A 16,842-nucleotide genomic window follows, 5' to 3' on the forward strand; every position below is an offset into this window, starting at 1 on the left:
TGCCGCGGCCGTCTCCCGAAGAGCGCGGCGCCCGGGTCCTACTCCACGCCGATCAACAGCGGCACCCCTTGGCGGCCGCCCTCGTACACGACGGTGTCGACCGCCAAGTGGCCCTTGCTGACGTGCGATTCGAGCTGTGCGGCCAGGCCCGGCGGGGCGTCGGCCGACAGGACGAGGGTGACCAGCTCGCCGCCCGCCGCCAGCATCCGGTCGAGCACGGTACGGGCGGTGTCGGCCAGGTCCTGGCCGATGACGACGACGTCGCCGTCGATGAGGCCGAGCACGTCCCCGGCCTGGCAGACGCCGGCCATCGTCCACGACTGCCGTTCCGCGACGGCCAGTTCGGCGTGCCGGGTGGCGCCGGCCGCCGACGTCATCGCGACGACGTCCTCGTCGAAGCGCCGCTCGGGGGCGTGCACGGCGAGCGCCGCGATGCCCTGGACGGCGGCCCTGGTCGGGATGAGCGCGACCCGGATGCCCTCGGCGCGCGCCTGCTCGACGGCGGCCGCGGCCGTGTGGCGCAGCTCGGCGTCGTTCGGGAGCAGCACGACCTCGCGGGCGTGCGCGCGCCGGATCGCCTCGACGAGTTCCCCGCTCGCCGGGGCCTCGCCCGGCCGGGCGAGCACGGTCGTCGCGCCGGCCTCGGAGCACAGCCCGGCGAGCCCCTCGCCCGGCACGACGGCGACGACGGCCCGCTGGACCTGTTCCCTGGGCGGCTCGACGGCGGCCCGCTGCTCGAAGTGCGTGATGCGGATCCGGTGGGGCCGGCCCGCCTCGACCCCGGCCTCCACGGCGGCGCCCGCGTCGTCCACGTGGACGTGCACGTTCCACAGGCCGTCGCCGCCGACGACCACCAGGGATTCGCCGAGCCGGTCGAGCCGGGCGCGCAGCCGGTCCACGGCCGCGTCGTCGGCGTCCAGGAGGTAGATCACCTCGAAGGCGGGCCCCGCCCCGGCGGCCTCGGCCGGGCAGTCGTCGTCAGGCACCGGCACCGGCGCCTCCCGGCGCACCACGGGGGCCTCGCCGGAGAGGGCCTGGACGAGGGCGCCGAGCACCGTGACCAGGCCCCGCCCGCCCGCGTCCACGACGCCCGCGCGGCCGAGGGCGGCCAGCTGGGAGGGCGTCGCGTCCAGGGCGTCGCGGGCGCCCGCGTAGGCGGCCTGGGCCACCGCCGCCGGGGTGCCGCTCGCGTCCCCGGCCGCCTTCGCGGCGGCGGTGGCGACGGTGAGGACGGTGCCTTCGACGGGGTGGGCGACCGCCAGATAGGCGGCGGACGCGGCCCGGTCGAGGGCCGCGGCGAGGCCGCCCTCGCCCGCCGCGACGACCTCCGCCATGCCCCTCAGGAGCTGGGCCAGGATCGTGCCGGAGTTGCCGCGGGCGCCGATCAGGGCGCCGTGCGCCATGGCCCGTACGACATCGGCGGTGGGCGGGACCCCGTCGTACACGGGCGGCTCGGGGTAGGCGGCGAAGACGGCCTCGACGGCCTGTGCCGCGGACTCCATCGTCAGATAGAGGTTGGTGCCGGTGTCCCCGTCCGCGACCGGATAGACGTTGATCGCGTCGATCGCCTCGCGGTCCCGGCCCAGTGCGTCCAGCGCCAGCGCGCACCAGCCGCGTACCGCGACGGCATCGAAGGTCTGCGGCACCTGGTGGTCCTCCTTGTGGGCGGGGAGCGGATGAGAGCCCGTGTCGGGGTGCGGACACAGGCTCTGAGCGCAGGGTAGACCCGGGGCGCCCGGGGGCCGGGGCGGGGGCGGCCGCGACCGTGGTAGTTTCGTATCTCAGGAGCAGGCGTTGTATGCTGCTTCGGTTGCCCGGCGAGAGTCGGGCCAATTCCCCCGGCAAGCCACTTCAGATCTCTGATTCCGGTGCGCCGGATTCACTGTAAGTGCATTTAATGCATCTGAAGCTTTTGGAGTGACCCGTGGCTGCCAACTGCGACGTCTGCGGCAAGGGGCCGAGCTTCGGCAACAACATTTCGCACTCGCACCGCCGTACGTCTCGTCGCTGGAACCCGAACATCCAGCGTGTGCGTGCCGTGGTCGGTCGGACGCCGAAGCGGCTCAACGTCTGCACCTCGTGCATCAAGGCCGGCAAGGTCTCGCGCTAATTGCGACGTCTGTCGTAGCGCAGCCCCTGCGGTTGCCTTGAAAAGCCGGTCCACCTCGGTGGACCGGCTTTTTGCCGTACCCGGGGGCCGGCCCCCGGGTACGGCTTCGCTAACGGAAGCGCCAGCCGTGGTCGACCGGCCCTATGCCCGCGCCGAGCGCGAAGCCCGCGGCTATCGCGCCCGTGACGTACTCCTTGGCCGCCGCGACCGCCTCCGGGACCGCGAGCCCCCTCGCCAGGCCCGAGGCGATGGCGGAGGCGAGCGTGCAGCCGGTGCCGTGGGTGTGCCGGTTGTCCAGGCGCGGGGCGCGCAGCCAGTGTTCCTCGGTGCCGTCGCTGAGCAGGTCCACGGCGTCTCCGGGGAAGTGCCCGCCCTTGATGAGCGCCCAGCGCGGCCCGAACTCCAAGATCGCGCCCGCCGCCCGCCGCATCCCGTCCTCGTCCTCGACGTGCACGCCGGTGAGCTGGGCCACCTCGTCCAGGTTGGGGGTGGCCACGGTCGCGGTGGGCAGCAGCCTGGTGCGTACGGAGTCGAGTGCCTCGGCGGCGAGCAGCGGGTCGCCGTGCTTGGAGACGCCCACGGGGTCCACGACGACCGGGGCGTCGGTGCCGGCGAGCAGCTCGGCGACCGCTTCGACGAGGGGGGCCGAGGAGAGCATGCCGGTCTTCACGGCCTGGACGCCGATGTCGTCGACGACGGCCCGGTACTGGGCCCGCACCGCGTCCACCGGAAGCTCCCACGCACCCCGCACGCCCAGCGAGTTCTGCGCGGTGACGGCGGTGATCACGCTCATGCCGTGCACGCCGAGCGCCAGCATCGTCTTGAGGTCGGCCTGGATGCCGGCGCCGCCGCCGGAGTCGGATCCGGCGACGGTCAGCACGCGGGGGATCATTCGGGATCGTCCCCGAAGTGGTCCCAGCCGCCCTTGCTGGTCCAGGGGGCACCGTCCACGGTGACGGTGGGCAGCGCGGACGGGTTGAGGACCTCGCCGATGACCCGCCAGCGGGCGGGCAGCTTCACGTCCGGCGGGAACGTCGCCACGATCGCGTGGTCCTCGCCGCCGGTGAGCACCCACTGCAGCGGGTCCACGCCGACGGCCTGGCCGATGTCGCTCATCTGCGTCGGAATGTCGATGAGCCCGGACCGCAGGTCGATGCGGACCTTGCTGGCCTCGGCGATGTGGCCCAGGTCGGCGACGAGGCCGTCGCTGACGTCGGTCATGGCGGTGGCGCCGAGCCCGGCCGCGGCGGGGCCCGCGTGGTACGGGGGTTCGGGGCGGCGGTGGGCCTCGACGAAGGCGCGCGGCGAGCGGAAGCCGCGCGAGAGCACCGCGTAGCCCGCCGCCGACCAGCCGAGCCAGCCCGTCACCGCGACGACGTCGCCGGGCTGCGCGCCGGCCCGGGTCACGGGCTCGTGGTTGCGCAGGTCGCCGAGCGCGGTGATGGCCACGGTGATGGTGTCCCCGCGCACGACGTCACCGCCGACCACGGCCGCGCCCGCGACCTGGCACTCGTCGCGGATGCCGTCCATCAGCTCGGTGGGCCAGGTGACCGGCAGCTCGGCCGGCACGACGAGACCCAGCAGCACCGCGGTCGGGACGGCGCCCATGGCGGCGATGTCGGCCAAGTTCTGCGCCGCGGCCTTGCGGCCCACGTCGTACGCCGTCGACCAGTCGCGCCGGAAGTGCCGCCCCTCCAGGAGGATGTCCGTGCTGGCGACCACCCTGCGGTCGGGTGCGGTCACGACCGCGGCGTCGTCGCCCGGCCCCAGCCGGACCGCGGGGGTGGTGGTGAGCCGGGAGGTCAGCTCCCTGATGAGCCCGAACTCCCCCAACTCGCCCACAGTGCCTTTCACCGTGTCCCACCTCTCATCGTCGTACCTCTTCTGCCCCCGTGCGCTTGCGGTCGCGAGCGGTCACGTGCATGGGTACCGTCAACACATACGTCAACTTCAGGGCCGCTCTCGCTGCTCGGCGTGAGCGGCCGCTCGCGCGGGTCTCCCCGTCGCGCGTGGCGACGCGGTACCGTGGCGTCTCTTTCTCTCCCCCACATGATCCTCGTGGCCGCCCTGGAGGTTCCGTGGTACAGGCGTACATCCTCATCCAGACCGAGGTGGGCAAGGCGTCGACCGTCGCCGAGGCCATCGCAAAGCTCCCGGGAGTGATCCAGGCCGAAGACGTGACCGGGCCCTACGACGTGATCGTGCGGGCCCAGGCCGAGACGGTCGACGAACTCGGTCGCATGGTGGTCGCCAAGGTCCAGCAGGTGGACGGCATCACAAGGACCCTGACCTGCCCGGTCGTCCATCTGTAGCCCCCGCATACCCTGGGCTGGTGACTCTTCTCCGCCACCGGCCGCTTCTCGTCCTGTCCGCGGTCGCCGTCCTGGCGGCCGCGGGCTGTTCTTCGTCCGACGCCACCGCGGATGTGGCGGTTCCCTCGCCCCCCGCGAAGGAGGCGCAGGCGTGCGCGGCGCTGGACAGGCTCCTGCCCGACACCGTCGCCGGCCAGAAGCGGCACGACCCCACCCCGGACTCGCCGCTGACGGCCCGGTGGGGGGACGGGGACGCGGAGATCGTACTGCGCTGCGGGATCCCGCGGCCCGACGAGGTGGCGGATCCGAAGTATCCCGGGGTCGAGGTGGAGGGGGTCTCGTGGACCGTGCAGGCCCGCGCCCAGGGCCCGCGCTTCATCACCCAGTACCGGGAGCCCTACGTCGAGCTGCTGACAGGGGCACGGTACGAGCACGACGCCTCGGTGCTCCAGCCGTTCGGCGCCCCTGTCGGCAAGGCGATTCCCAAGACGCTCGACGTGCCCTAGGGCCCGAAGGCGTCAGCGCAGCCCGGTCGGCCGGCGCAGCGCCGCCTGGATCAGCTTGTCGACCAGGTCCGCGTACCCGACGCCGCTCTCCTGCCACATCCGCGGGTACATCGAGATCGGCGTGAAGCCGGGCATCGTGTTGATCTCGTTGATGACGAACTCGCCGTTGTCCTGGAGGAAGAAGTCCGCGCGGACCAGGCCCTCGCAGGAGGCGGCCTCGAAGGCCTCGACGGCCAGGCGCCGCACCTCGGCCGTGGCCTCCTCGCCGATCGGCGCGGGCACGATGCCGGCCGCCGAGTCGATGTACTTGGCCTCGAAGTCGTAGAAGTCGTGGGCGGTCACCGGCGGGATCTCGGCGGGCACGCTGGCCCGCGGCCCGTCCTCGAACTCGAGCACCCCGCACTCGATCTCGCGGCCGCGCAGCAGCGATTCGACGAGGAACTTGGGGTCGTGGCGGCGGGCCTCGGTGATGGCCTCGTCCAGGCCCTCGAAGGAGTCGACCTTGGTGATGCCGAACGAGGATCCGGCCCGGGACGGCTTGATGAACAGCGGCCAGCCGTGCTCGCCGGCGAAGTCCGCGATGCGCTGGCGGGCGCCCTTCTCGTCCTGCTCCCACTCGCGCGGGCGCACCACCAGGTAGGGCCCGACGGGCAGCCCGAAGGAGGTGAAGACGCGCTTCATGTACTCCTTGTCCTGGCCGACGGCCGAGGCGAGGACGCCCGCGCCGACGTACGGGATGCCGGACAGTTCCAGGAGGCCCTGGAGGGTGCCGTCCTCGCCGTAGGGGCCGTGCAGCAGCGGGAGGACGACGTCGACCTCGCCGAGGACCTTGGGCGCCATTCCGGGCTCGCTGTAGACGACTTCGCGGCTGCTCGGGTCCACGGGCAGGACCACGCCGCCCTCGGCGGACTCGGCGAGCTCCTCGACGCTGGGGGTGCGCCGGTCGCTGATCGCCATGCGCTCCGGTTCGTCGGCGGTGAGCGCCCAGCGGCCGTCCGTCGTGATGCCGATGGGCAGCACGTCGTACTTCGTACGGTCGATGGCGCGCAGCACCGCGCCGGCGGTCACGACCGAGATGCCGTGCTCCGAACTGCGGCCGCCGAACACCACGGCCACCCGCGGCTTGCGGAGCTGCTTCTCAGGACTCTGGGGGAGGTTCTCGCTGCTCATATCGCGTTGAGGGTACCCGTTCGAGGCGTCGTAGCCACGGCCGCAGGGGCCCGGCGCGGTCAGCGTCGCTCGGCCTTGGCGCTGCGGGACATGAGCTCCTTGAGCGCGACGACCGGCGGCTTCCCCTCGTGGACGATGCCGACGACGGTCTCCGTGATGGGCATGTCGACCCCGTGCCGACGGGCCAGATCCAGCACGGATTCACAGGACTTGACGCCCTCGGCGGTCTGCTTGGTGACCGCGATGGTCTCCTGCAGGGTCATGCCCCGGCCGAGGTTGGTGCCGAAGGTGTGGTTGCGCGAGAGCGGCGAGGAGCAGGTGGCGACGAGGTCGCCGAGGCCCGCGAGCCCGGAGAACGTCAGCGGGTCGGCGCCCATCGCGAGGCCGAGCCGGGTGGTTTCGGCGAGGCCCCGGGTGATGAGCGAGCCCTTGGCGTTGTCGCCGAGCCCCATGCCGTCGGCGATGCCGACGGCGAGCCCGATGACGTTCTTGACGGCGCCGCCCAGTTCGCAGCCGACGACGTCGGTGTTGGTGTACGGGCGGAAGTACGGGGTGTGGCAGGCGGCCTGGAGGCGCTGGGCGACGGCTTCGTCGCGGCAGGCGACGACGGCCGCGGCCGGCATCCGCTTGGCGATCTCCTTGGCCAGGTTGGGCCCGGTGACCACGGCGACGCGGTCCTCGGTGACCTTGGCGACCTCGGCGATGACCTCGCTCATCCGCTTGGCGGTGCCGAGTTCGACGCCCTTCATCAGGGAGACGAGGACGGTGCCGGGGGCCAGCAGGGGCGCCCAGGCGGCGAGGTTGTCGCGGAGCGTCTGCGAGGGGACGGCGAGGACGGTGAAGTCGGCGCCGGCCGCGGCCTCCGCGGGGTCGGTGGTGGCCCGCACGGACGCGGGAAGTTCGATGCCGGGCAGGTAGTCCGGGTTGGTGCGGGTGGAGTTGACCGCTTCGACGAGGTCGGGGCGACGGGCCCACAGGGTCACCTCGCAGCCCGCGTCGGCGAGGACCATGGCGAACGCCGTGCCCCACGAACCGGTCCCGAACACCGCTGCCTTGGTGGTGCCGTGTGTCACTTGGTGCCCTCCCCGGCGGCCTCGCGGCGCTGGCGCGCGCGGACTTCGCGCAGATCGTACGGCTTCTCCGGGGCCCGCTCGCCCCGCAACTCCTCGAGCAGGGAGGTGATCGCGGCCATGATGACCTCGGTGACCTCCTTGAGGACCTCGGGCGTCGGCTCCTTGTCGTAGAACCGGTCGAGGTCGACCGGCGGACCGGCCTTCACCTGGAGGGTCTTGCGGGGGAAGAAGCGGACCTTCTTCTCCTTGGCGTAGGGCGGCATCGCCAAGTTGGCGCCCCACTGGGCGACCGGGATGACGGGCGCCCGCGTCAGCATGGCGGCCCGCGCGACGCCGGTCTTCGCGGTCATCGGCCACTGGCCGGGGTCCCGGGTGAGGGTGCCCTCGGGGTAGAACGCGACACATTCACCGCGTTCCACGGCATCCACGGCGGCCCGGAAGGCGCCGACCGCGTTGGTGGACTCGCGGTAGACGGGAATCTGGCCCGTGCCGCGCAGCAGGATCCCGACGCCGGGCGCCTTGAAAAGCGCGGCCTTGGCCAGGAATCGGGGCACCCGTCCGGTGTTGTATTGGAAATGCCCGTACGAGAACATGTCCAGATACGAGTTGTGATTGATGGCGGTGATGAATCCGCCGTCGGCCGGAATGTTCTCCATTCCCTGCCAGTCCCGCTTGAACAGAACGACCAGCGGCGGTTTTGCGATGACCGCTGCCAGGCGGTACCAGAAGCCGATTCTGCGGCGGGACACTCGGACACCTTCCTCTGTGGACCCCTGTCGGGCCGCTGCGGGACCCGGGGGAACTGACCTGCGTGGCTGCTGGGGGAAAGTGTCGCCCCAGGCCCCTGGTCTGTCGAGAACACCGTACGCCCCGGTCCGCACGGCGGCCGTCCGGGCGGGTGACAATGAAGCCCGCCGCCGCCCGGCCGACTCGGGGCGGCGTCCGGACGGAGGGGACGCCACGAACACCGCCACAGCTGCCCGCTGGTCCCTCGTCATCCCGCTCAAGCCCTTGGCTCTGGCCAAGAGCAGGCTCGCGGCCGCCGTCGGCGACGAGCTGCGGCCGCGGCTCGCCCTGGCGTTCGCCCGCGACACCGTGGCGGCCGCCCTCGCCTGCCCCGCCGTGCTTGATGTGGCGGTCGTCACGGACGACCGGCTCGCGGGCGCCGAACTGGCCGCGCTCGGCGCCCGCGTCGTGCCCGACTCCCCCGGCGCCGGCCTCAACGCGGCGCTCGCGCACGGGGTGCGGCGGGTGCGCGCGCGCCGGGCGGCGCTCCCGGTGGCCGCCCTCAACGCGGACCTGCCCGCGCTGCGGCCGGCCGATCTCGGCCGGGTGCTGGGCGCGGCCGGGGCATTTCCGCGGGCATTTCTCTCGGATGCGGCCGGAATCGGCACGACTTTTCTCTCGGCCCTTCCCGGCAAGGATTTGAACCCGCTTTTCGGCGGCCCGTCACGAACGGCCCATTCGGTGTCGGGCGCCGCCGAAATCCTGCTCGACGGCGTGGACTCGGTACGCCGTGACGTGGACACCGGCGCCGATCTGCGCACCGCCCTCGCCCTGGGCGTCGGCCCCTCCACCACCGCCCTCCTGGGCGCCCTGGACGCCGTACAGGGGCACTAGGCTGGCGCCATGCAGGCGACCGCGTACACATACGACTCCGAGACCCGCAGCGGCAGTGTGCTGCTCGACGACGGCACCCCCGTGGACTTCGGGGCGCCGGCCTTCGACGCGGGCGGGCTGCGGCTGCTGCGGGCCGGGCAGCGGGTCCGTATCGAGACCGAGGGGTCGGGGGCGGAGCTGCGCATCACGCTGGTGACGCTGCAGACCTTCTGAGGCGGGCCTTCCGAAGCCGCCGCGCGCGTGACTTGGCCGGAAAACGGCCGCGGGCCGGGTCTCCCCGAGGGGAGCCCGGCCCGGCGCATGAGCCTTGCCGCTGGTGACTACTTCTTGCGAGCGGTCGCCTTCTTGGCGGTGGTCTTGCGCGCCGTGGTCTTCTTCGCGGGCGCCTTCTTCGCGACGGTCTTCTTGGCCGGCGCGGTCTTCTTCGCGGTGGCCTTCTTGGCGGTCGCGGTCTTGGCCGGCGTGGCCTTCTTGGCGGTCGCCGTCGTCTTCTTGGCGGTCGCCTTCTTCGCGGTGGTCTTCTTCGCCGCCGTGGTCTTCGCGGCAGCGGTCTTCTTCACCGCCGCGGTCTTCTTCGCGGTCGCCTTCTTGGCGGTCGTGGCCTTCTTGGCCGCGGCCTTCTTGACGGTCGTCCGGGTGGAAGTACCGCCCGAGAGGCTGCCCTTGGGGGCCTTCTTGACGGCCACGTCGTTCTTCGGGAGCTTCTTCGAGCCCGCGACGAGGTCCTTGAAGCCCTGGCCCGCGCGGAAGCGCGGCACCGAGGTCTTCTTGACCCGGACGCGCTCACCCGTCTGCGGGTTGCGGGCGTAACGGGCCGGGCGGTCGACCTTCTCGAACGAGCCGAAACCGGTGACCGAGACGCGGTCGCCGGCGACGACTGCGCGGACGACCGCGTCCAGCACCGCGTCCACCGCGTCCGCGGCCTGCTGACGGCCGCCGACCTTGTCGGCAATCGCTTCTACGAGCTGCGCCTTGTTCACGTCTTCCCCTTCGGAGACATTGCCTGAGCGAAAGTGTCCAGGCCTTTTCGCACGTTAGGCAGATATATACCGCAAATCAAACACGAAACGGGCTAATCACCCTAGTGCCGCAACGAAGTCGGCTCTCGCCTAGTTCCTTACGGCTCAGTCGCCTTCGGGGAATCGGCCCTCGTCGAGGTCCTTCAACAACCGGTCCAGACGCCTTGCCGCATCGGCGAGATCGTGTTTGGCAGCCGCTGTTATGACCAGCAGCTTCCGGGACAGCGCCATCCGTACGCCCTCCGGGACTTGCAGTTCGCGCACCCTTGTGTGCGCTTCTTTCAGTTGGTCCGCCACCACCCCGTAGAGCTCGAGTTGGCTGTCGCGTTCCATGCGTCGATTGTGCCATCTGAGGCGAGTTGTCACCTCCGGCGGGGGCAACTGAGCGAATCCGGCGACTCGGGGACGTCCGCACGTCCCCGCGATCGCGCAAGCGACTATCCGGCCATCTGCCCTGCGCACAAGGCTAGTTGACGTCACCCCCGGAGCCCAAAACGCGACGCGCCCCCTGCCCGGAAATCAATCCGGAAATCAGGGGGCGCGATGCAGCCGAAGGGGGGTCAATAGGCGGTTCAGGCCTGGATCGTGCTCGGCTTGAAGGAGGGCCGACGACCCTCGTAGGCGGCGATGTCGGGCTCGTTCTGGAGCGTGATGGAGATGTCGTCCAGGCCGTTCAGGAGCCGCCAGCGGGCGTTCTCGTCGAGTTCGAAGTCGGCCGTGACGCCTTCCGCGCGAACTTGGCGATCCTGCAGGTCAACGGTGATTTCGGCCTCGGGATCGCGCTCGATCAGCTGCCACAGGGCGTCCACGACTTTCTGGTCGAGAACAACGGTGAGCAGTCCGTTCTTCAGCGAGTTGCCGCGGAAGATGTCGGCGAAGCGGGACGAGATCACCGTTTTGAAGCCGAAGTTCTGCAGCGCCCACACCGCGTGCTCGCGGGAGGAGCCGGTACCGAAGTCGGGACCGGCCACCAAAACGGTGGCGCCCTTGTACTCGGCCTTGTTCAGGACGAACTCGGAGTCCTTGCGCCAGGCCTCGAAGAGGCCGTCCTCGAAGCCGTCGCGGGTGACCTTCTTCAGCCAGTGGGCCGGGATGATCTGGTCCGTGTCGACGTTGGAGCGGCGCAGCGGAACGCCCCGGCCGGTGTGCGTGGTGAAAGCTTCCATGGTTCTCAGGCCTCCACGGGGGTACGGGCGTCGGAGAGGTCGGCGGGCGAGCCCAGATGGCCGAGAACCGCGGTTGCGGCGGCGACCTGGGGCGAAACCAGGTGGGTGCGGCCGCCCTTGCCCTGCCTGCCCTCGAAGTTGCGGTTGGAGGTGGACGCGGAGCGCTCGCCGGGGGCCAGCTGGTCCGGGTTCATGCCGAGGCACATCGAGCAGCCCGCGTGCCGCCATTCGGCGCCGGCGGCCGTGAACACCTTGTCCAGGCCCTCGTCCATCGCCTGCAGGGCGACCCGGACCGAGCCGGGGACGACCAGCATCCGTACGCCGTCGGCGACTTTGCGGCCCTCGATGACGGCGGCCGCGTTGCGCAGGTCCTCGATGCGGCCGTTGGTGCACGAACCTACGAAGACGGTGTCGACGTTGATGTCGCGCAGCGGCTGGCCCGCAGTCAACCCCATGTATTCCAGGGCCTTTTCGGCGGCCAGGCGCTCCGAAGCGTCCTCGTACGAAGCCGGGTCGGGGACGTTGGCCGACAGGGGCGCGCCCTGGCCGGGGTTGGTGCCCCAGGTGACGAACGGCGCGAGTTCGTCGGCCTTGATGACGACCTCGGCGTCGAAGACCGCGTCCTCGTCGGACTTGAGGGTCTTCCAGTACGCGACGGCCGCGTCCCAGTCCTCGCCCTGGGGGGCGTGTGCGCGGCCCTCCAGGTAGTCGAACGTGGTCCGGTCCGGGGCGATCATGCCGGCGCGGGCGCCCGCCTCGATGGACATGTTGCAGATGGTCATGCGGGCTTCCATCGACAGCTTCTCGATGGCGGAGCCGCGGTACTCCAGGACGTAGCCCTGGCCGCCGCCGGTGCCGATCCTCGCGATGATGGCGAGGATCAGGTCCTTGGCAGTGACGCCGTCGGGCAGTTCGCCGTCGACGGTGATGGCCATCGTCTTGAAGGGGGCCAGCGGCAGCGTCTGGGTGGCCAGGACGTGCTCGACCTGGCTGGTACCGATGCCGAACGCCAGCGCGCCGAAGGCGCCGTGGGTGGAGGTGTGCGAGTCGCCGCAGACCACGGTGGTGCCCGGCTGGGTCAGGCCCAGCTGCGGTCCCACCACGTGGACGACGCCCTGCTCGACATCGCCGAGCGGGTGCAGACGCACACCGAACTCGGCGCAGTTCTTGCGCAGCGTCTCCAGCTGGATCCGGGAGACCGGGTCCGCGATCGGCTTGTCGATGTCGATGGTGGGGGTGTTGTGGTCCTCGGTGGCGATGGTGAGGTCGAGGCGCCGCACCTGGCGACCGTTCTTGCGCAGTCCGTCGAAGGCCTGCGGGCTGGTCACCTCGTGCAGCAGGTGAAGATCGATGAAGAGCAGGTCCGGCTCGCCCTCTGCTCGCCTGACGACATGGTCGTCCCAGACCTTCTCCGCGAGTGTCCTACCCATCGCCTTCCCTCCGGCCGGCGGCTTCGCCGGCACTTCTAGAGACCGATTGCCCGTACCCGTGCGCACGCCCCGGGCGAGGCCGCGTCCCGTTGTACGGATCGCCAGTACAGCTTGACGACTTCCGGAGAAAATTGAACTTGCGTTTCACAGAGTGAGACGCGAATATCGTTGCATGGACAACTCTAGCGGCGTAGGCGTTCTGGACAAGGCTGCCCTTGTCCTGAGCGCTCTGGAGTCCGGTCCGGCCACCCTCGCAGGTCTGGTCGCGGCCACTGGGCTCGCACGACCCACGGCACACCGACTGGCCGTGGCACTGGAACACCACCGGATGGTGGCGCGGGACATGCAGGGCCGTTTCATTCTCGGCCCGCGTCTCGCCGAGCTCGCGGCGGCGGCCGGCGAGGACCGCCTGCTGGCCACGGCCGGCCCGGTCCTGACGCATCTGCGGGACGTCACGGGCGAGAGCGCGCAGCTCTATCGCCGCCAGGGCGACATGCGGATCTGCGTGGCGGCCGCCGAGCGCCTCTCGGGCCTGCGCGACACCGTGCCGGTCGGCTCCACGCTGACCATGAAGGCCGGGTCCTCCGCGCAGATCCTGATGGCCTGGGAGGAGCCGGAGCGCCTGCACCGCGGGCTCCAGGGCGCCCGCTTCACGGCGACGGCCCTCTCCGGCGTACGCCGCAGGGGCTGGGCCCAGTCCATCGGCGAGCGCGAGCCGGGCGTGGCCTCGGTGTCGGCGCCGGTGCGCGGCCCGTCGAACCGGGTGGTGGCCGCCGTCTCGGTCTCCGGCCCCATCGAGCGCCTGACCCGGCACCCGGGCCGGATGCACGCCCAGGCCGTCATCGACGCCGCGGGTCGCCTGTCCGAAGCCCTGCGCCGCAACGGCTGAGTCCCTCCCCTCTCCCACAGTCCGGCCCACCGCTTCAACGCCGCAGCGGTGGGCCGGAGGTGTGTCCGGGGCCGGCCCCCGGGCGTTCGAGGCCTGCCCCGGGATGTCCGAGGGGCGGGATCAGACGGCCTTGATCCTGAGACGGTCGGCCGCCCGGTCGCCGCGACGGCCGACCGGGACGAGTCCGGTGGCCGCGCCGAGCCCGGACGCCGACTCCGGCATGTTCACGTACACCGATTCATACGACCCGGCGGGCACGACGTACGTCTCGTGCCAGATCCCGACGTTGTCCCGGCCCGCCCGGGCCCGGCGGTTGAAGGCCGCCCAGGCCGGCCGGTGCTCCTTGTCCGCCGCCGACGCGTACGCCAGGAGCTTCTCCTTGGACTCCCAGTACTGGATCACGCCGATCAGGCGCGGCCCGCCGAGCACGGGCCGGTAGCCGAGCAGCCCGTTGCCCTGCGCCTTCTCCCTCTCCAGTTCCTTCAGCATCCGCGGCATGGCCGCCGAGACGGGCCACCAACTCCGCAGCGCCCGGAAGCTGTTGATGCGCATCCCGATGAGGAAGACGACCACATCGCCCTCGGCCGCGGCGGTCATCCGTCCCTGGACCGGCTTGTCGTTCATGACGTTCCCCCTGTCACGATTCCTGCCCGTTGGATAGCCGCGCTATCCATGATTGGATAGTGACACTCTCCAACTGACGACGCAAGGGGGCAGGCCGTGAAACTGGCGGAACTGAGCGAGCGCAGCGGGGTCTCCACGGCCACGATCAAGTACTACCTGCGCGAGGGACTGCTGCCGCAGGGCCGCCGGGTCACGGCCACCCGGTCCGCGTACGACGAGACCCACCTCCAGCGCCTCCGACTGGTGCGCGCCCTGATCCAGGTCGGCCGGGTGCCGGTGGCCACGGCCCGGGAGGTGCTCGCGGCGCTGGAGGACGACTCCCTCGACCACCACCACCGCCTGGGCATCGCGGTCGGAGCACTGCCGACCACGCCCGAGCCGGCCCCCGGCGACCCCGCCGTCGACCGCGCCCGGCACACCGTCGACGCCCTGCTCTCACGGCTCAACTGGCTTCAGGGGCCGCACGCCTGGGGCCCGGACTCCCCCGCCTACGGCACGCTGGTCGGCGCGGTCGGCGCCCTGGCGCGGCTCAACTACCCGTGTGACGTGGACGACTTGCTGCCCTATGCCCGGGCGGCGGCCGAACTGGCCGTGACGGACCTGGATTTGGTGGAGCGCTACGAATCCGCCGACGCACAGGTGGAGGCGGCGGTGGCCCTGACCGTGCTGTACGAGCCGGTGCTGCTCAGTCTGCGCAGGATCGCCGAGGCGCAGGAGTCGGGCCGGCGCTTCGCGAGCGGGTGACCGGGAGGCAGGGGACGGTGACCGGGCCACCGGGCACACGAAAAGGCCCTCCGCAAGATGCGAAGGGCCCATTCTCTGTGCGTACCCCCGACCGGATTCGAACCGGCGCTACCGCCTTGAGAGGGCGGCGTGCTAGGCCGCTACACAACGGGGGCCTACCTGCGTGTTCGGACCTTCGAAGAAGATCCAGGATCTTGAAATGACCCGCTGGGCTACCAGGACTCGAACCTAGAATGACGGTACCAGAAACCGTAGTGTTGCCAATTACACCATAGCCCATGGTGGTTTAGACCAGTACCCCCGACCGGATTCGAACCGGCGCTACCGCCTTGAGAGGGCGGCGTGCTAGGCCGCTACACAACGGGGGCCCTAGCGATCCTGCATCAGGTTCACCGGGTGCGACCCTGGTGATCCCGCGGGAAGGATCTGTACCCCCGACCGGATTCGAACCGGCGCTACCGCCTTGAGAGGGCGGCGTGCTAGGCCGCTACACAACGGGGGCCTTGCAGATAAAGCTCTGCGAGCTGGGCTACCAGGACTCGAACCTAGACTAACGGAACCAGAAACCGTCGTGCTGCCAATTACACCATAGCCCACCAAAACGCAACTCCCGTAAGGAGTTTTGCTTGGCTTGCGCTTTCGGTTCGGGGTTTTTCTTCCCGTTCCCCTTGGCGCAGGAAGAACATTACCCGAAGGTGTCCGGCGCTCCAAAACGGGTATCGCGGCGCAGCAGACCGGGGAGCTGGTCGAGTCCCGTGATGCGGACGAGCTCGGGCCTGCCGCCCGTCCCCGAGCGGTCCAGCCAGACCGCCTTGAGCCCCGCCTCGACCGCCCCGCGTGCGTCGATGTCCGGCTGGTCGCCCACGTAGACGACCTCATCGGGCGGCAGTCCGAGCGCCGCGCAGCCCGCGTGGAAGGCGCCCGCCTGCGGCTTGGCCACGCCGAGTTCGGCCGCGCAGAGCAGTGCCTCGAAGCGGTCCCGCACACCCAGGATGCGCAGCTTCCGATCCTGGTTGGGCAGGGAGGAGTTGGACAGGACGGCGTGCCGGTAGTCCTCGGCGAGCACGTCGAGGACGGGCAGCGCGTCCGGGAACAGGCTCCAGGCGGCCTCGTAGTGCGCGATGTGCCGCTCGAACCAGGCCTCGGCCCGCTCGTCGCTCATGGCCTCGCCCAGGAACGCCCGCACCCGGTCGCGCCGCTGCCCGTGCCAGTCGGTCTCCCCCGCCGCGAACCGCGCCCAGTGGTACGCGGTGAGCTCGTCCCAGGCGTCGAGGGCCGTCTCCAGGGACTCGTACGCGCGGGGCAGTCCCTCGATGTCGAGGTGCGCGCGCATGCCGGAGCGGGAGGCCGTGGCGTAGTCGAAGATCGTGTCGTCGATGTCCCACAGGACGGCGCGGATGGCCATGCTTCGAGCTTAGGCCCCGGGCCCGGCGGAGGCGCCGCGTTCCGGCATGTGCGGCGGGGCCGGCGGCTCAGGGCACCAGTGCCTCGGTGGGGACGACGAAGAAGTCGGTGACGAAGCAGGTGACCGCGCCCGCCTCGTCCCGGCCTATCCAGGTCGGGTACGCGCCGTCGCCCCAACCGGAGGTGAAGGCGATCAGGTTGTGACCGGAGGCGGGGTCGGTGACGGTGTGCGGGCCCGGCGAGGGCGGGACGGTGTCGAAGGCGTCCCACAGCGGCCCCTCGTCGCCCTCGCAGTCGGGGAAGGACCCGTCGGACCCCGCGTCGTAGAAGCAGCCGGTGCCCGCGTCGACCCCGTACCCGAAGAACTCCTCGTCATCCAGCTCGGCGAGGTCCTGCCCCGGCTGGAGGGCGAGCTCCCACGAGACGGCGGGGGCGTCCTTGATGACCAGCCGCGCGGCGGCCACCCGCAGGTGCGGGCCGTCCACCTCGGGCTCGCCCGGCCGCACCAGGGTGGCCACGGCCGCGTCCACCCGGTAGCGCCCCGGTGCCACCTGTGCCGTGAACGGCTCGGCCTCGCCGGCCCCCAGCGAGACGAACGGGTCGCAGGCGATGACCCGCCCGGTGTGCAGCCACAGCTCCCCGCCCCGCACCACACTCATCGTGCCGGTACTGCCGGACTCCTCCTCGAACACGTTGCCCGGAGTGAAGTGCCAGGAGAAGTCGGGGGCGGGCATGGGCATGAGGGTCTCCCGGTGTGACAGGCGTGGAGGCGGCG

General features: G+C 71.2%; 20 protein-coding genes and 5 tRNA genes. 7 read left to right on the top strand and 18 right to left on the bottom strand.

Going from position 1 to position 16,842, the window contains the following annotated elements:
• Positions 1-38 precede the first annotated feature (38 nt).
• Positions 39-1,646 carry a DAK2 domain-containing protein gene (locus ACFYZA_RS19040; protein ID WP_388491745.1) on the bottom strand — a complete coding sequence of 536 codons (1,608 nt, stop codon included), beginning with the start codon at positions 1,644-1,646 and terminating at the stop codon, positions 39-41.
• A gap of 278 nt (positions 1,647-1,924) precedes the next feature.
• Between ACFYZA_RS19040 and rpmB the strand changes: the two genes are divergently transcribed.
• Complete coding sequence (gene rpmB, locus ACFYZA_RS19045) at positions 1,925-2,110, top strand: 50S ribosomal protein L28 (RefSeq protein ID WP_003951095.1); 186 nt, start codon at positions 1,925-1,927, stop codon at positions 2,108-2,110.
• A gap of 109 nt (positions 2,111-2,219) precedes the next feature.
• On the opposite strand, the gene thiD is transcribed toward rpmB, so the two are convergent.
• Together thiD and ACFYZA_RS19055 are read right to left on the bottom strand one after the other, a co-directional pair.
• Positions 2,220-3,002: a bifunctional hydroxymethylpyrimidine kinase/phosphomethylpyrimidine kinase gene (thiD, locus tag ACFYZA_RS19050; protein ID WP_382595009.1), complete on the bottom strand. Its 783-nt coding sequence runs from the start codon at positions 3,000-3,002 to the stop codon at positions 2,220-2,222.
• On the bottom strand, positions 2,999-3,964 hold the full coding sequence (locus ACFYZA_RS19055; RefSeq protein WP_382595006.1) for a thiamine-phosphate kinase: 966 nt from the start codon (positions 3,962-3,964) through the stop codon (positions 2,999-3,001). The genes thiD and ACFYZA_RS19055 overlap by 4 nt, the downstream gene beginning before the upstream one ends.
• Before the next feature lie 224 nt (positions 3,965-4,188).
• Between ACFYZA_RS19055 and ACFYZA_RS19060 the strand changes: the two genes are divergently transcribed.
• Entirely contained in the window at positions 4,189-4,422 is a 234-nt protein-coding gene (locus ACFYZA_RS19060; RefSeq protein WP_100577926.1) for an Lrp/AsnC family transcriptional regulator, read from the top strand.
• A gap of 20 nt (positions 4,423-4,442) precedes the next feature.
• Positions 4,443-4,928, top strand: a complete 486-nt coding sequence (locus ACFYZA_RS19065) for a DUF3515 domain-containing protein (protein ID WP_388491748.1) — start codon at positions 4,443-4,445, stop codon at positions 4,926-4,928.
• 12 nt (positions 4,929-4,940) lie between these two features.
• On the opposite strand, the gene ACFYZA_RS19070 is transcribed toward ACFYZA_RS19065, so the two are convergent.
• Genes ACFYZA_RS19070 through ACFYZA_RS19080 form a run of 3 tightly spaced genes read right to left on the bottom strand, consistent with a single transcriptional unit; the run spans position 4,941 to position 7,920 of the window.
• Entirely contained in the window at positions 4,941-6,098 is a 1,158-nt protein-coding gene (locus tag ACFYZA_RS19070) for a D-alanine--D-alanine ligase family protein (RefSeq protein ID WP_388491751.1), read from the bottom strand.
• Positions 6,099-6,157: 59 nt separating this feature from the next.
• Complete coding sequence (locus ACFYZA_RS19075) at positions 6,158-7,171, bottom strand: NAD(P)H-dependent glycerol-3-phosphate dehydrogenase (RefSeq protein ID WP_382594996.1); 1,014 nt, start codon at positions 7,169-7,171, stop codon at positions 6,158-6,160.
• Entirely contained in the window at positions 7,168-7,920 is a 753-nt protein-coding gene (locus tag ACFYZA_RS19080; protein ID WP_382594993.1) for a lysophospholipid acyltransferase family protein, read from the bottom strand. Before ACFYZA_RS19080 ends, ACFYZA_RS19075 begins: the two co-directional genes overlap by 4 nt.
• A 247-nt stretch (positions 7,921-8,167) precedes the next feature.
• Here ACFYZA_RS19080 and cofC point away from each other — a divergent pair, with 247 nt between their 5' ends.
• Positions 8,168-8,791, top strand: a complete 624-nt coding sequence (gene cofC, locus ACFYZA_RS19085; RefSeq protein ID WP_382595120.1) for a 2-phospho-L-lactate guanylyltransferase — start codon at positions 8,168-8,170, stop codon at positions 8,789-8,791.
• Positions 8,792-8,800: 9 nt separating this feature from the next.
• A complete protein-coding gene (locus tag ACFYZA_RS19090) occupies positions 8,801-9,004 on the top strand; it encodes a hypothetical protein (protein WP_100577920.1) in 204 nt (67 codons plus the stop codon).
• Positions 9,005-9,111: 107 nt separating this feature from the next.
• On the opposite strand, the gene ACFYZA_RS19095 is transcribed toward ACFYZA_RS19090, so the two are convergent.
• The 4 genes from ACFYZA_RS19095 to leuC form a co-directional block, all read right to left on the bottom strand.
• Positions 9,112-9,771: an HU family DNA-binding protein gene (locus ACFYZA_RS19095; RefSeq protein ID WP_161244487.1), complete on the bottom strand. Its 660-nt coding sequence runs from the start codon at positions 9,769-9,771 to the stop codon at positions 9,112-9,114.
• Positions 9,772-9,915: 144 nt separating this feature from the next.
• Positions 9,916-10,143: a hypothetical protein gene (locus ACFYZA_RS19100; RefSeq protein ID WP_161244486.1), complete on the bottom strand. Its 228-nt coding sequence runs from the start codon at positions 10,141-10,143 to the stop codon at positions 9,916-9,918.
• Positions 10,144-10,382: 239 nt separating this feature from the next.
• The gene (gene leuD, locus ACFYZA_RS19105; RefSeq protein WP_382594986.1) at positions 10,383-10,976 is read right to left on the bottom strand and encodes a 3-isopropylmalate dehydratase small subunit; all 594 of its coding nucleotides are present in this window, start codon (positions 10,974-10,976) and stop codon (positions 10,383-10,385) included.
• 5 nt (positions 10,977-10,981) lie between these two features.
• Positions 10,982-12,406: a 3-isopropylmalate dehydratase large subunit gene (gene leuC / locus ACFYZA_RS19110; protein WP_388491757.1), complete on the bottom strand. Its 1,425-nt coding sequence runs from the start codon at positions 12,404-12,406 to the stop codon at positions 10,982-10,984.
• Positions 12,407-12,578: 172 nt separating this feature from the next.
• On the opposite strand from leuC, the gene ndgR reads away from it, so the two are divergent.
• Positions 12,579-13,295, top strand: a complete 717-nt coding sequence (gene ndgR, locus ACFYZA_RS19115; RefSeq protein ID WP_329462822.1) for an IclR family transcriptional regulator NdgR — start codon at positions 12,579-12,581, stop codon at positions 13,293-13,295.
• Positions 13,296-13,415: 120 nt separating this feature from the next.
• On the opposite strand, the gene ACFYZA_RS19120 is transcribed toward ndgR, so the two are convergent.
• Positions 13,416-13,919 carry a DUF4188 domain-containing protein gene (locus ACFYZA_RS19120; RefSeq protein ID WP_382594979.1) on the bottom strand — a complete coding sequence of 168 codons (504 nt, stop codon included), beginning with the start codon at positions 13,917-13,919 and terminating at the stop codon, positions 13,416-13,418.
• 96 nt (positions 13,920-14,015) lie between these two features.
• Between ACFYZA_RS19120 and ACFYZA_RS19125 the strand changes: the two genes are divergently transcribed.
• Entirely contained in the window at positions 14,016-14,663 is a 648-nt protein-coding gene (locus tag ACFYZA_RS19125) for a MerR family transcriptional regulator (RefSeq protein ID WP_382594976.1), read from the top strand.
• Positions 14,664-14,745: 82 nt separating this feature from the next.
• Here ACFYZA_RS19125 and ACFYZA_RS19130 read toward each other — a convergent pair.
• The 7 genes from ACFYZA_RS19130 to ACFYZA_RS19160 all read right to left on the bottom strand — a co-directional run bounded on the left by ACFYZA_RS19130 (position 14,746) and on the right by ACFYZA_RS19160 (position 16,807).
• Positions 14,746-14,818 (bottom strand) — tRNA-Glu (locus ACFYZA_RS19130).
• A gap of 52 nt (positions 14,819-14,870) precedes the next feature.
• Positions 14,871-14,942, bottom strand: a tRNA-Gln gene (locus tag ACFYZA_RS19135).
• Between the two features lie 16 nt (positions 14,943-14,958).
• A tRNA-Glu gene (locus tag ACFYZA_RS19140) sits at positions 14,959-15,031 on the bottom strand.
• Positions 15,032-15,092: 61 nt separating this feature from the next.
• Positions 15,093-15,165, bottom strand: a tRNA-Glu gene (locus ACFYZA_RS19145).
• Between the two features lie 22 nt (positions 15,166-15,187).
• A tRNA-Gln gene (locus ACFYZA_RS19150) sits at positions 15,188-15,259 on the bottom strand.
• Between the two features lie 89 nt (positions 15,260-15,348).
• Positions 15,349-16,068: an HAD family hydrolase gene (locus tag ACFYZA_RS19155; protein WP_388491760.1), complete on the bottom strand. Its 720-nt coding sequence runs from the start codon at positions 16,066-16,068 to the stop codon at positions 15,349-15,351.
• A gap of 67 nt (positions 16,069-16,135) precedes the next feature.
• Positions 16,136-16,807, bottom strand: coding sequence for a DUF4241 domain-containing protein (locus ACFYZA_RS19160; RefSeq protein ID WP_382594971.1), 672 nt, complete (start codon positions 16,805-16,807; stop codon positions 16,136-16,138).
• Positions 16,808-16,842: the final 35 nt, after the last annotated feature.

It is taken from the genome of Streptomyces sp. NPDC001828 (genome assembly GCF_042892175.1).
Classification (GTDB): domain Bacteria; phylum Actinomycetota; class Actinomycetes; order Streptomycetales; family Streptomycetaceae; genus Streptomyces.

Coding starts and splice junctions, on each gene's coding strand:
- thiD (WP_382595009.1), bottom strand. CDS start 3,002: ATGATCCCCCGCGTGCTGACCGTCGCCGGATCCGACTCCGGCGGCGGC.
- ACFYZA_RS19070 (WP_388491751.1), bottom strand. CDS start 6,098: ATGAGCAGCGAGAACCTCCCCCAGAGTCCTGAGAAGCAGCTCCGCAAG.
- ACFYZA_RS19090 (WP_100577920.1), top strand. CDS start 8,801: ATGCAGGCGACCGCGTACACATACGACTCCGAGACCCGCAGCGGCAGT.
- ACFYZA_RS19100 (WP_161244486.1), bottom strand. CDS start 10,143: ATGGAACGCGACAGCCAACTCGAGCTCTACGGGGTGGTGGCGGACCAA.
- leuD (WP_382594986.1), bottom strand. CDS start 10,976: ATGGAAGCTTTCACCACGCACACCGGCCGGGGCGTTCCGCTGCGCCGC.
- leuC (WP_388491757.1), bottom strand. CDS start 12,406: ATGGGTAGGACACTCGCGGAGAAGGTCTGGGACGACCATGTCGTCAGG.
- ndgR (WP_329462822.1), top strand. CDS start 12,579: ATGGACAACTCTAGCGGCGTAGGCGTTCTGGACAAGGCTGCCCTTGTC.
- ACFYZA_RS19120 (WP_382594979.1), bottom strand. CDS start 13,919: ATGAACGACAAGCCGGTCCAGGGACGGATGACCGCCGCGGCCGAGGGC.
- ACFYZA_RS19155 (WP_388491760.1), bottom strand. CDS start 16,068: ATGGCCATCCGCGCCGTCCTGTGGGACATCGACGACACGATCTTCGAC.
- ACFYZA_RS19160 (WP_382594971.1), bottom strand. CDS start 16,807: ATGCCCATGCCCGCCCCCGACTTCTCCTGGCACTTCACTCCGGGCAAC.